Source organism: Corallococcus sp. M7, assembly GCF_054512695.1.
Window position 1 is genome coordinate 4,470,570 of sequence record NZ_CM137252.1, and the last position, 13,456, is coordinate 4,484,025.

Sequence of the window (13,456 nt, forward strand, 5' to 3'; positions counted from 1 at the left end):
ATGACGGCCCCACTGCCCACCGCGAATGATCCCACGCTGCTCAAGCGCAGCCTCGACGCGCTGAAGGACCTCCGGGCCCGGTATGAGTCCCTGGAGTCCCGGGGCCGGGAGCCCATCGCCATCATCGGCCTGGGGTGCCGCATCCCCGGGGGCGGAGAGACCCCGGAGACGCTCTGGAAGATGCTGTGCGGCAAGGTCGACGCCGTCAGCGAGGTGCCCGCGGACCGGTGGGACCTGTCGCGCTACTACGACGCGGACGTAGCCACGCCGGGGCGGATGCACATGCGCTACGGCGCGTTCCTCGACGCGCCCGACCGCTTCGACCCGTACTTCTTCGGCATCTCGCCCCGGGAAGCGGAGCAGATGGATCCGCAGCAGCGCCTCTTCCTGGAGGTGGCGTGGCACGCGCTGGAGGACGCGGGCCTGAGCGCGAAGGCGCTCGCGGGCACGGACACGGGCGTCTTCGTGGGCGCCAACGGGAACGACTACCTCCAGCTCCAGCTCTCCGAGCCGCAGGTGCTGGGCACGTACTCGCTGGTGGGTGGCACCAACTGCATCATCCCCAACCGGCTCTCGTACCTGCTGGACCTGCGCGGGCCGAGCATGGCCTTCGACACGGCCTGCTCCTCGTCGCTCGTCGCGGTCCACCAGGCCTGCCAGAGCCTGCGCAACGGGGAGAGCTCCACCGCCATCGCGGGCGGGCTCAACCTGCTCTTGTCGCCCGTGGTGTCGGTGGCGCACTCCAAGGGCCTGCCGCTGGCGCCGGACGGGCGCTGCAAGACGTTCGACGCGCGCGCGGATGGCTACGTCCGCGGCGAGGGCTGCGGCGTGGTGGTGCTCAAGCGCCTGTCGGACGCCATCGCGGCCGGGGACCCGGTGTGGGCCGTCATCCACGGCTCGGCCGTCAACCAGGACGGGCTCAGCAACGGTCTCACGGCCCCCAACGGCGGGGCCCAGCGCGCCGTCATCCGCAAGGCGCTGGAGCGCGCCCGGCTCACCGGCTCGGAGGTGGGGCTCATCGAGGCGCACGGGACGGGCACGTCGCTGGGCGACCCCATCGAGGTGGAGGCCCTCTCCGAGGTCTACGGCGCCGCGGAAGGCGAGCGGCGGCCCTGCGCGCTCGGCTCCATCAAGACGAACATCGGGCACCTGGAGGCGGGCGCCGGCATCGTCGGCATCCTCAAGGTCGCGCTGTCGCTCAAGCACGGCGTCATCCCGGCGAACCTGCACTTCCAGGCGCTCAACCCGCACATCTCGCTGGAGGGCACGCGCCTCTTCGTGCCCACGGAGTCGACGCCGTGGACGGACCCTGCGGAGCGCCGGTACGGCGCGGTCAGCTCGTTCGGCGCGGGCGGCACCAACGCGCACGTCGTGCTGGGCACCCTGGAGTCCGCGCGGCCCGAGGCCCGCGTCCGGCCCTCGCTGCCTGGCGCGGAGCGCGCCCACCTGCTGGTGCTCTCCGCCCGCAGCCGCACGGCGCTGGCGAACGTGGCCCGGCGTCTGGCGGACCACCTGACCCACGGCGCCGGCCAGCATGAGACGCTGGAGGACATCTGCGCCACGGCCGCGCTGCGCAGGACGCACCACGACCACCGGGTGGGGCTTGTCGTCCGCACCCGGGAGGAGGCCCTACAGCAGCTGCGCGCGCTCCAGCAGGACGTCCGGCCCCCGGGCGCATGGACGGGCACCGCTGGAAGGCCGGGGCGGCCGGTGTTCCTCTTCCCCTCGGAGCCCCGGCTGGCGGGGGCCCGGCTGGCGGCGCTGGGCCGCGACTGTCCGGTGTTCGCCCAGGCCCTGGAGCGCTGTCGCGGCGCGCTCCAGCAGGGGCAGGGCGCGGACGGGGTGGGGGAGCACTTCGCCGTGCAGGTGGCGCTCGCCGAGCTGTGGCGCTCATGGGGCGTGGAGCCGGGCGCGGTGCTCGGGCAGGGCGTGGGAGAGATCGCCGCGGCCCACGTCGCGGGAGCGCTGTCGCTGGAGGACGCCGCGCGCGTCGCTCGTGAGTGCGGCGCCCTGGTGGCGAAGGGAGAGGCGGCGGCCGGAGCGCTGAGCGCGGCGCTGGCGGGACTGATGCCCCGGCCCACGACGGTGCCCCTGTACGCGGCGGACGGGACGGTGCTGGATGGCGAGTCCCTGGGCGCCGGCGCCTGGACGCGGTGCCTGCGCCGGCCCGCGCAGGCGGTGCCGGGCATCGAGGAGGCGCTGCGCGCGGGCCACGTGCTCTTCGTGGAGCTGGGCGCGGAGCCGGTGCTCACGGCGCCGGTGGCGGAGGCCGCCGCGCGCCAGGGACTGACGGACGTGCTGGCGGTGTCCTGCCTCCGGGGGAGCCAGGATGCGCTGGGGGCCCTGCTGACGTCCGCGGCGGCGCTCCACGCGGCGGGCCTGGGCCTGCGCCTGGAGCGGCTGCTGGCGCCCCACGGGCACTTCCTGCGGCTGCCGACCTATCCCTTCGAGCGCGAGTCCTTCTGGTTCAAGGAGCGGCCCGTCACGATGCTCGCGTCGGTGCGCTCCACCAGCCTGGAGCTGCCCCGCGCGGCGGTGCGTGACACGCCCCCCGAACCCGCACGCCGCCCCGCGGAAGCCCGCGCTCCGGCCTCGCCGCAGCTGGCCGGCTGGGCGGAGCTGCCGGAGCGCGAGCGCGCCACGAAGCTGCGCGGCCTGGTGCACGCGGAGGTGGCGCGCATCCTGAAGTTCGACGCCGCCCGGCTCGACCCCAAGGGGGGCTTCTTCCAGATGGGCATGGACTCCGTGATGGCCGGGCAGCTGCGCAACCGGCTGGAGCAGCAGCTGGGACGCAAGTTCGCCGTGACCGTCATCTTCGAGAACCCCACCGTGGAGCGGCTGTCCCGGCAGTTGGGCACGTTCGTCACGCCACCCCCGGCACCCGCGACACCGCCGCGTGAGCCGCAGCCCCTGGCGTCCCAGGGCCTGTCCCCGGCGACGGGAGGTGGCGCCGAAAGCATCGCCGACCTCCTGGCCCGGGAGCTCGAAGAGACCTCCTCCATTTCCAGCAAGGATCACCTGTCATGAGCACCCCGCCGGTCTCCACCGAAGCCTCCAACCGCGACGAACTGCTCCAGCGTGCCCTGGAGCGCATCCGTGACTTCCGCGGGAAGCTCGACGCCGTCGAGTCCCAGCGCTCCGAGCCCATCGCCGTGGTGGGCATGTCCTGCCGTCTGCCGGGCGGAAACGACGACCCGTCCTCGCTGTGGCGCTTCCTGCGCTCCGGTGGCGACGGCATCCGCACCTTCCCCCAGGAGCGCGGCGCCACCCCGGACGGCCAGCGCTTCAAGGGCGGGTTCCTGGAGCAGGTCGACCGGTTCGACGCGGGCGTGTTCGGCATCTCCCCGCGCGAGGCCGCGACGTTGGATCCCCAGCAGCGCCTGTTCCTGGAGGTGAGCTGGGAGGCCCTGGAGAACGCGGCGCAGCCCTTCGACAAGCTCGAGGGGAGCATGGCCGGCGTGTTCGTGGGCATCACCAACTACGACTACTGCCAGAAGCTGATGCAGGAGACGCCCATTGATCAACTGGACGCCTACTGCCTCACCAGCAACGCGTCCACGTTCGCGGCCGGGCGCCTGTCGTACTGGCTGGGCCTGCGCGGTCCCAGTCTGTCCGTGGACACGGCCTGTTCATCTTCCGCCGTCGCCCTGCACCAGGCATGTCAAAGCCTACGCGCGGGGGAGTGTTCGCTAGCACTGGCGGGTGGCGTCAACGTGCTGCTGTCGCCGGAGTGGTTCGTGGTGCTGTCGCGCGCGGGCATGCTGTCGCCGGACGGCTACTGCAAGACGTTCGACCGCGACGCCAACGGCTACACCCGAGGCGAGGGCTGTGTCGTCTTCGTGCTCAAGCGCCTGTCGGACGCGGTGGCGGCGAAGGACCACATCCACGCGCTGATCCGCGGCTCGTGCGTCAACCAGGACGGCCGCAGCGGCGGGCTCACGGTGCCCAACCCCGCGGCGCAGCAGGACGTCATCCGCGGCGCGCTCAAGGCCGCGCGCGTGGGGGCGGACCGCGTCAGCTACGTCGAAACGCACGGCACGGGGACGCCGCTCGGCGACCCGATAGAGGTGCGCGCGCTGGGCGCGGCGCTGGGCGAGGGGCGCGCGGAGGGCGACCGCATCCACATCGGGTCCATCAAGGCCAACATCGGGCACCTGGAGCCGGCGGCGGGGGCCGCGGGCCTCATGAAGGTCATCCTCGCGCTCCAGAACGAGGAGCTTCCGCCCCAGGTCCAGTTCCGGGAGCTGAACCCGGAGATCGACCTGGAGTCGCTGCCGGTGGCCATCTCCACCCGGCCGGAGGCGTGGCCGCGCGCGGAGCGTCCGCGCATCGCGGGCGTGAGCTCGTTCGGCGCGAGCGGGACCAACGCCCACCTGGTGGTGGAGGAGGCCCCGGCCGTGATCCGCCCGGCGCGGACCTTCGAGCCCGGCACGCAGCTCTTCACGCTGTCCGCGCGCAGCCCGGCGGTGCTGGCGCGGCTGGCGGGGCGGCACGCGACGCACCTGGCGGCGAAGCGCGACCTGCTCCTGGAGGACGTGTGCTTCAGCGTGAACACCGGCCGGGCCCGGTTCGCGGAGCGCGTGGCGCTGCCCGTGGACGACCTGGAGTCGCTCCAGCACGCGCTGTCCGCCATCGCGGCGGGTGAGCTGCCGGCGGGCGCGTCCCTGGGCCGCGCGCAGGTGGGGCAGGGGCCGAAGGTGGCCTTCCTCTTCACCGGCCAGGGCAGCCAGTTCCCGGGCATGGCGGTGGAGCTGCACGCCTCGCAGCCGGTGTTCCGGCAGGCGTTGGATCGCTGCGCGGAGGCGCTGAAGTCCCACTGGGACGTGCCCCTGCTCACGCTCCTGCGCGGGGAGGGCTTCACGGCGGGGCTGCTGGATCAGACCCGCTACACCCAGGCCGCGCTCTTCTCCGTGGAGTACGCGCTGGCCATGCTCTGGAAGAGCTGGGGCGTCGTGCCTTCGGCGGTGCTGGGCCACAGCGTGGGTGAGTACGTCGCGGCCTGCGTCGCGGGCGTCTTCGAGCCCGAGGCGGCCGTGGCGCTGCTCGCCGTGCGCGGCGCGCTCATGCAGGCGCTCCCGGCGGCGGGCGCGATGGCGTCCGTCTTCGCCAGCGAGGCCCAGGTGCGCGCGGCGCTGGAGGGCAAGGCCGACCGCGTGTCCGTGGCCGCGGTGAACGCGCCGGACAACATCGTCATCTCCGGCCAGGCGGACGCAGTGGAGCAGGTGCTCCAGGCGCTGACGGCGCAGGGCCACAAGCACAAGCGCATCAACGTCTCGCAGGCGTTCCACTCGCCGCTGCTGGATCCGATGCTGGACGCGCTGGAAAAGGCCGCGTCCGGGCTCACGTTCCAGGAGCCGAACCTCCCGCTCATCTCCAATCTGACCGGCCGGCCCGTGGAGCCCGGCATGCTGGGGCCGCGCTACCTGCGCGACCATGCCCGTGAAGCCGTGCGCTTCCAGGCCAGCATGGAGTGGCTGTTCGAGAACGGCTTCGACACCTTCGTGGAGGTGGGCCCCGCGCCCCACCTCATCGGCATGGTGAAGCGCTACGCCCCCGCGGGCGACCGCGCCTTCCTGCCCTCCATGCGCAAGGGGCTGTCCGCCCAGCGCTCCATGCTGGAGAGCGCGGGCGCCCTCTACACGCGCGGCGCCGACCTGGAGTGGGACAGCCTGCACGCGGGCCTGGAGCCGCGCCGGGTCCCGCTGCCGACGTACACCTTCGACCGGAAGCGGTACTGGTACGCAGCCCCCACGCCCGGTGCCGCAGTCCGGTCCCCGGCCTCCGTGCAGGAGGAGGCGGGGGCCACGACGCTGCTGGGCCACCGGTTGCCGTCGCCGCTGCCTTCGGCGCAGTTCCGCGTGCGCTACGACGCGGCCCAGCACCCGTGTCTGGCGGACTGCCGGATGGGCGGGATGCGGGTGGTGAACGTGGGCGTCTTCCTGGAGGCCGCGCTCCAGTCCTGGCACGCGCTGACGCCGGGAGCTGGCGCCTGCCGCGTGGAGGGCCTGTCGGTCCGGCGCGGGCTCCTCATGGACGATGAAGAGACGCGCGTCGCGCACCTGGTGGTGGATCCGCCGGATGCGAAGGGCGAGCGGAGCTTCGCGCTCCACAGCCTGCCGCCGGGGGCTTCCGAGGACTCCGGCGCCTGGGCGGTGCACGTGGAGGGACGGCTGGCGGAGGCCCAGGAGGAGAAGGGCCTGGAGTCCGTGGACGCCATCCTCGCGCGCTGCGGGCAGACGCTGGACGGCGCGGAGTTCTACGCGCGCATGGAGAAGCGCCAGTTGGTGCTCGGGCACTCGGCGCGGTGGATCGAGCAGGTCCGCTTCCGCGAGGGCGAGGCGCTCGCGACGATGCGCGCGCCGGACGCGAAGGAGGCGGAGGGCTACCGCGTCCACCCGGGCCTGGTGGACGCGCTCTTCCAGGCGGTCTTCGCGTGCCTGCCGGGCGACGTGCCCGAGGACGCCATCTACATGATCGTCGAGGTCGCCCGCTTCGTCGTCGGTCCCGCCACCCCGGCGGCGGCGACCCGGGCCCACGTGCGGCTGCGCCCCTGGAAGGACGGGGACACGACGATCGTCGCGGACGTGGACGTGGCGGACGCGCAGGGCCGCGTCTTCCTGCGCGCGGAAGGGGCGCTGCTCAAGCGCACGACGGTTCAGGCGCTCCAGAAGGTGACGCGCGCGGAGGTCACCCCGTCGGCGGGCGCCGCCCGTCCCGCCTCGTCGGGCCTGCGGGACGTGCTCGCGCGCCTGCCAGTGGCGCAGCGCACGCCCCGGCTCGTGGAGTGGCTGCGCGCCCAGGTCGCCGTCATCCTGCGCGCCTCCGCCGCGGACGTGGACGTGGACGCGCCGCTGGCGCACGCGGGCTTCGACTCGCTGATGGCGCTGGAGCTCAAGAGCGCCGTCGCCAACGAGCTGAACGTGGCGCTGTCGCTCGGCGGGCTCCTGGCGGGCGCGAGCCTCAAGGCCCTGTGCTCGGAGATCCTCGGGCAGCTCTCGCTGGAGGCTTCTCCCGAAACCAGCTCGGCGGAGCTGGCGCGGACCGCGAGCGCGGAAGCCGCCCCGGTGGAGGTGCTGGTGCATGACGGCGAGGGGCGCCACCAGCCCTTCGGCATGACGGACCTCCAGCAGGCGTACCTGCTGGGCCGCACGCGCTCCTTCGAGCTGGGCGGCGTGTCCACCTACTTCTTCCTGGAGGTGGACCTGCTGGGCGTGGACCTGGAGCGGCTGGGCACGAGCCTGGACGTCATCATCCAGCGCCACGACATGCTGCGCGCGGTGGTGACGCCGGACGGACAGCAGCGGGTGCTGCCCACGGTGCCCCCGTTCGTCATCCGCACGGTGGACCTGCGTGGCCAGGACGCCGCCCAGGTCGAGCGCGCGCTCGCGGCCCTGCGCACGGAGATGGCCACCCAGGTCTTCCAGACGGACCGCTTCCCGCTGTTCGACGTCCGGGCCACGCGCCTGGACAACGAGCGCACGCGGCTGCACCTGGGCTTCGACGCCCTGGTGGTGGACGCGTGGAGCACGTCGCTGCTCTTCAAGGAGTGGTCCGCCGTGTACCGCGAGGGTGCCGGGGCGCTGCGTCCCATCGACATCACCTTCCGCGACTACGTGCTGGGCGTGCAGGCGCTGGAGTCCGGCCCCGCGTACGCCGCCGCGGAGAAGTACTGGCTCGAGCGCGTCCCCAAGCTGCCGCCCGCGCCGGAGCTCCCCATGGCCCGCCACCCGGGCACGCTGGAGCTGCCGCGCTTCACGCACCGCTCGTTCCGGCTGCCCAAGGCGCAGTGGGCGCGCTTCAAGGAGCTGGCGCGCGAGGCGGGCGTCACGCCCTCCATGGTGATGTGCGCGGCCTACGCGGAGGTCCTGGCCACCTGGGGCCGCAGCCGCGCCTTCACGCTCAACGTGCTGTTCTTCAACCGCGTGCCGCTGCACCCGCACGTGGACCGGGTGCTCGGCAACTTCAGCGCCACCACGCTCCTGGAGGTGCAGGTGGAGCGCGCGGAGTCCATCGCCTCGCGGGCGCAGCGGCTCCAGCAGCAGCTGTGGAACGACCTGGACCACGCGTCGTTCAGCGGCGTGCGCGTGCTGCGTGAGCTCAACCGGCGCGACGGCGACATGCGGCGCGCCCGCATGCCCGTCGTCTACGCGAGCACCATCAACTTCCACTCGCGCGAAGGCGACGCCGCTCCGGCCGGCCTCGCGCAGCACCTGCTCACCATGGGCACGGGCGGCGAGGAGATCCACAGCAGCATCCGCACGCCCCAAGTGTTCCTGGACCACCAGGTGGTGGAGGACGGTGGTGGGCTCGTCCTCAACTGGGACGTGGTGGAGGAGCTGTTCCCGGCGGGGATGATCGACGCCATGTTCCAGGCCTACTCGGGCCTGGTGACGCGGCTGGCGGCGGAGCCCCAGGCGTGGACGGAGCGCACCCGGCTGCTGGTGCCTCCGGAGCAGCTGGACGTCCGCCGGGAGGCCAACGCGACGGCCGCCCCCGTGGCCCAGGGCCTGATGCACGAGCCGTTCGTGAGGGCCGCCGCGCTCCAGCCGGACCGGACCGCGATCATCACCTCGCGCCGCACGCTCACCTACGGGGAGCTGGACGCCGCCTCCAACCGCGTCGCGCACTGGCTGCGCGAGCAGGGGGCGAAGCCCAACGCGCTCGTGGCCCTGGTGATGGAGAAGGGCTGGGAGCAGGTCGTCGCCGCGCTGGGCGTCCTCAAGTCCGGCGCCGCGTACGTGCCCATCGACGCGCACCTGCCTCCGGCGCGCCTGCGCTACCTCCTGGAGAACACGGGCGCCCGGCAGGTCCTCACCCAGTCCTGGCTCAAGCTGGAGCTCTCGGGCGTGGACCCCAGCGCGGTGCTGGCCATCGACGGGCCAGAGGCGCAGCGGCCGTCCGCGGACGCGCTGCCGAGCGTGCAGCGTCCGGACGACCTGGCCTACGTCATCTACACGTCCGGCTCCACGGGGCACCCCAAGGGCGTGATGATCGAGCACCGGGCGGCGCTCAACACGCTGCTGGACGTCAACACGCGCTACGGCGTCGGCCCGGACAGCCGGGGCTTCGCGCTGTCCGCGATGAACTTCGACCTGTCGGTGTGGGACGTCTTCGGCCTGCTGGCCGCGGGCGGCGCGCTGGTCATCCCCGAGCCCGGCGAGCTGCGTGAGCCCGGCCGCTGGCTCCACCTGGTGCGCGAGCACCGCGTGACGGTGTGGAACAGCGTCCCGGCGCTGATGGAGATGATGGCCGACCACCTGGCGGGCCTGGGGGAGACGTGGCCCCAGTTGAAGACGGTGATGATGAGCGGCGACTGGATCCCCGTGTCGCTGCCGGAGCGCATCCGCGCCGTGGCGCCGAACGCCGCCGTCTACAGCATGGGCGGCGCCACCGAGGCGGCCATCTGGTCCATCGTGTACCCCATTGGCGACGTGGACCCCGCCTGGCCCAGCATCCCCTACGGCAAGGCGATGCTGAACCAGCAGATGCTGGTGCTCGACGACGCGCTGATGCCGTGCCCCACCTGGGTGCCGGGGCAGATCTTCATTGGCGGCGTGGGCGTGGCGCGCGGCTACTGGCGGGACGAGGAGAAGACGCGCGGCAGCTTCATCCGCCACCCGCTGACGGGCGAGCGGCTGTACCGCACGGGCGACCTGGGCCGCTTCCTGCCGTCCGGCGACATCGAGTTCCTGGGCCGCGAGGACTTCCAGGTCAAGGTCCAGGGCTTCCGCATCGAGCTGGGCGAGATTGAGAACGCGCTGCTCCAGCACCCGGGCGTGCGCGCCGCCGTCGCGTCCGCCGTGGGGGAGAAGCGGGGCAACAAGCGGCTCGTGGCGTACGTGGTGCTGGACGCGGAGGCCCCCCCGGCGCTGGACGCGCTGCGCGAGGCGCTGCGCACGAAGCTGCCGGAGTACATGGTGCCGCAGACCTTCGTGACGCTGGACTCGCTGCCGCTCAGCGCGAACGGGAAGGTGGACCGTGGAGCGCTGCCGGCCCTGGAGGGCACGCAGCCGCAGAAGCAGACCGGCGTCCGGGTGCCGCCGCGCACCGAACTGGAGAAGACGCTTGCCGGCCTCTGGGAAGGGCTCCTGCCGGGGCCCGTGGGCGTCCACGACAACTTCTTCGAGGTGGGAGGCAACTCGCTGCTCGCGGTGCGGCTGATGGCGCGGCTGCGCCAGGAAGTGGGCCGGGAGCTGCCGCTGGCGACCCTCTTCGAGATGCCCACCATCGCGCTGCTCGCCGCGTCCCTGGCCGGACCGGAGGCTCCGCGGCGCGAGGGGCATGGCGCGCTGGTGCCCATCCAGCCTTCGGGCACGCGGCCTCCGCTCTTCCTGGTGCACCCGGTGGGCGGCAGCGTCCTCTGCTACGCGGAGCTGGCGCGGAAGCTGGGGACGGATCAGCCCGTCTTCGGGCTCCAGGTGCCGCCCGGCGCGCCGGCCCGGTCCATCGAGGCCATGGCCGCGGCGTACCTGGAGGCGCTGCGCGACGTGCAGCCGCGCGGCCCGTATCACCTGGGCGGGTGGTCCATGGGCGGCGTCGTCGCCTATGAGATGGCGCGCCAGCTCCAGGCGGCGGGGGATACCGTCTCCACGCTCGCGCTCATCGACGTGCTCGTCCCGCCGGCGGGGCAGGGCGGGGACGTCATGGACGAGGCGGCGCTGATGGCGCGCTTCGCCGAGGACCTGGCCGCCCTGTCGGCCCGCCGCGTGTCGGTGGATGCCGGCGCGCTGCGGGAGCTGCCAGCGGACGCGGTGCTGGAGCGCGTGGTGGAGGACCTGCGGGCGCAGGAGGCCATCGCTCCGGAGCTCGACCGCGCGACGCTGGGGGCGCACGCGGAGGTGTTCAAGGCGAACATGCGCGCCCTCACCGCGTACCAGGCCCGGCCCTACGCCGGCCGCGTCTGGTTCTGCCGGGGCGCGCAGCCCGGAGGCGCCTCGCGGCAGAACGCGGAGGCGTGGCTGCGGCTCACCTCGGGCGGCCAGCTCGTGGAGCTGGAAGGCAACCACTACACCCTGTTCAGCCACGGGCTCGATGCGCTCGTGGGTTCGCTGTCGTCTGCCCTGCGCGCCTGAGCCAGGGCTTCTGCTTCGTTCATCTCGTTTCGTTCACAAGGAGTGCAACCGTGTTTCATCGTCTGAGTCCGTGGATTGTGGGTGCGGCCCTGCTGGGCATGGCCGGCTGTTCCGATGAAGGGGAGACCGTCGACGCCTGTATCGACAACAAGGTCCAGAAGGTCTCCGAGAAGGAGCTGTCCAAGAAGTTGAAGGACGGCGCGTACCGCGGCACGTGCGACCTGATGGAGAACCGCGTGTCGTTCGGTGATGGCTACGTGCAGTCCATCATCCACAAGAACGCGGACGGCTCCGTGAAGGCCATTGGCGTCACCGTGGATCAGGCCGCCATGGACACGCTGCCCATGCTGCCGCACCAGCCGACGAATGACGGGCAGACGTGCTGGGACATGAACAACGACGGGGTGACGGACCCGGAGAAGGAGTGCAACGGCGGCCATGAGCGCGTGCTCTGGTTCCCCAAGATGAAGGACGTCCCCTTCCAGTGGATCATGTTCAACTGGCAGGGCCGGGGCCACGGCCCCATCGGCGCGTTCGACAAGGGGCACTTCGACCTGCACTTCTTCATGCAGGACTTCGTGACGCGTAACTTCATCCGCACCGGCCCGTGCGGCGTCTACACGGACTGCAACGACTACGCGAAGGCCATCAAGGATCCGCCGGCGCCCTTCTACCCGACGGGCTTCGAGAACCAGAAGGGCGTGTCCGCGCGCATGGGCAACCACCTGGCGGACATCGCCGAGTCGCCCTTCAACGGCGAGCCCTTCACGCAGGCGTTCGTCTACGGCGCCTACGACGGCCACATCACGTACTTCGAGACCGTCGTCGAGGGCGGCTTCGCCAAGAGCAAGCCCGCCGAGGACTGCCGCCCCATCAAGGCGCCTCCGGCGATGGAGGTCTCCGGCCTCTACCCGACGCGCTACTGCATCCGGTACCGCGAGGACAAGAAGGACTACCTGATGACGCTCGAGGACTTCGAGTACCGCAGCGCGCCCAACTAAGCGCCTCCCACCATGCGAGCGGCCGTGCCCCGGAGCGGATCCGGTGGGCGGCCGCTCGTTGTTTCCTCTCCGCGCTGGAGCCTCACCGTGAAGACGACATCCATCCTCCTGTCCTGGAGGCTGCCGCTGCTCCTGTCCCTGTGGGCCGCACCCGCCGGGGCGCATTGGGGCATGCCCGACGAGGCGAGCAGCATCAGCGTGCGACGAGGGCACGAGGACGACTGGATCATGGGGGACGCTTCTGGCGCGCTCATCTCCCGAGACCAGGGGACGACCTGGCGGTGGATCTGTCCGGAGGGCATGGGCATCGCCATCTGGCGTCCGGAGCGCTACTTCTGGCTGTCCGGTGGGGCCATCCTGGCCGCCACGGGGAGCGCGCTGATCCGCTCCGACGACAGCGGCTGCTCATGGACGCCGCATGCCTATTTCAAGGACACGTGGGTCACGGGACTGGCGGTGCACCCGGTGGACGAGCGGTTCCTGTACATCAGCACGGGGCGGCCGTCCCTGAGCAACGGGCTGTACCGCTCCGAGGACGGCGGCGAGTCCTGGGTCCAGGCGCTGGCGCCGACGCCGGGGTCCCGCTACTCCGCCATCCGCGTCGCCGCGTCGGATCCGCTGCGCATCTACGCGTCGGGCCAGGACGCGGAAGGCCAGTTCCTGGCGCGCAGCGACGACGGCGGGCGCGTCTGGTCGCGGCTGCCACAGCCGCTCGCCGCGTTGAAGCTCCCGTATGACCTGGTGCTGCTGCGCGTGAGCGACGCGTCACCGGACGTGCTGTGGGCGAAGGTCTCCGCCCAGGGGCACGACTGGCTGCTCAAGAGCACGGACGGTGGCGTCACGCTGACGGCGGTGATGGACACCTACGAGCGCATCGGCAGCGTGGAGGCGTCCCCGGACGGGCGCACGGTCTGGGTCTCCACGACGACGCACATGTTCCGGGGGCAGGATGACGGCCCCTTCACGGAGCTGACGGAGCCGAACGGGAACGCCTGCGCGCTGAAGCGCGACGGGACGCTCTATGGCTGCGGCCCGGGCTGGACGGGCGGCTGGGCGCTGGCGAAGAGCGTGGACGAGGGCACGACGTGGCAGCCGATGTTCAAGCTGGGCGACGTGCAGGGCGCGCACCTGTGTCCCGCGTCAACGCCCGTGCAGCAGCGCTGCCCGGCCCTGTGGCCGCAGTTGGCGCAGCTCTACGGCGCGGGTCCGGACGGGGGCGTGGGGCCCACGCCAGACGCCGGCCCTTCCGAGCAGCCCGTGACGCCCGCGTCCCCGGATGGCTGCGCCACCGCGCCGGGTCTGGTGCCAGGCGCGCTCCTGGTGCTCGCGGCGGCGTGGGGGCGTGGATCCCGGAGACGCCGGTCATGACGGCCTCCAGGCGTC

4 protein-coding genes are annotated in these 13,456 nt (G+C 72.5%); all 4 read left to right on the top strand.

Annotated features, from left to right (window positions below):
* The 4 genes from ACX114_RS18190 (at position 1) to ACX114_RS18205 (ending at position 13,441) form a co-directional block, all read left to right on the top strand.
* Positions 1–3,027 carry a type I polyketide synthase gene (locus ACX114_RS18190; protein ID WP_459299411.1) on the top strand — a complete coding sequence of 1,009 codons (3,027 nt, stop codon included), beginning with the start codon at positions 1–3 and terminating at the stop codon, positions 3,025–3,027.
* Entirely contained in the window at positions 3,024–11,072 is an 8,049-nt protein-coding gene (locus tag ACX114_RS18195) for a hybrid non-ribosomal peptide synthetase/type I polyketide synthase (protein ID WP_459299413.1), read from the top strand. The genes ACX114_RS18190 and ACX114_RS18195 overlap by 4 nt, the downstream gene beginning before the upstream one ends.
* A 50-nt stretch (positions 11,073–11,122) precedes the next feature.
* Positions 11,123–12,073 (top strand): hypothetical protein, encoded by a 951-nt coding sequence (locus ACX114_RS18200; protein ID WP_459299415.1) that lies wholly within the window; start codon positions 11,123–11,125, stop codon positions 12,071–12,073.
* 87 nt (positions 12,074–12,160) lie between these two features.
* The gene (locus ACX114_RS18205; protein ID WP_459299417.1) at positions 12,161–13,441 is read left to right on the top strand and encodes a WD40/YVTN/BNR-like repeat-containing protein; all 1,281 of its coding nucleotides are present in this window, start codon (positions 12,161–12,163) and stop codon (positions 13,439–13,441) included.
* Positions 13,442–13,456 lie beyond the last annotated feature (15 nt).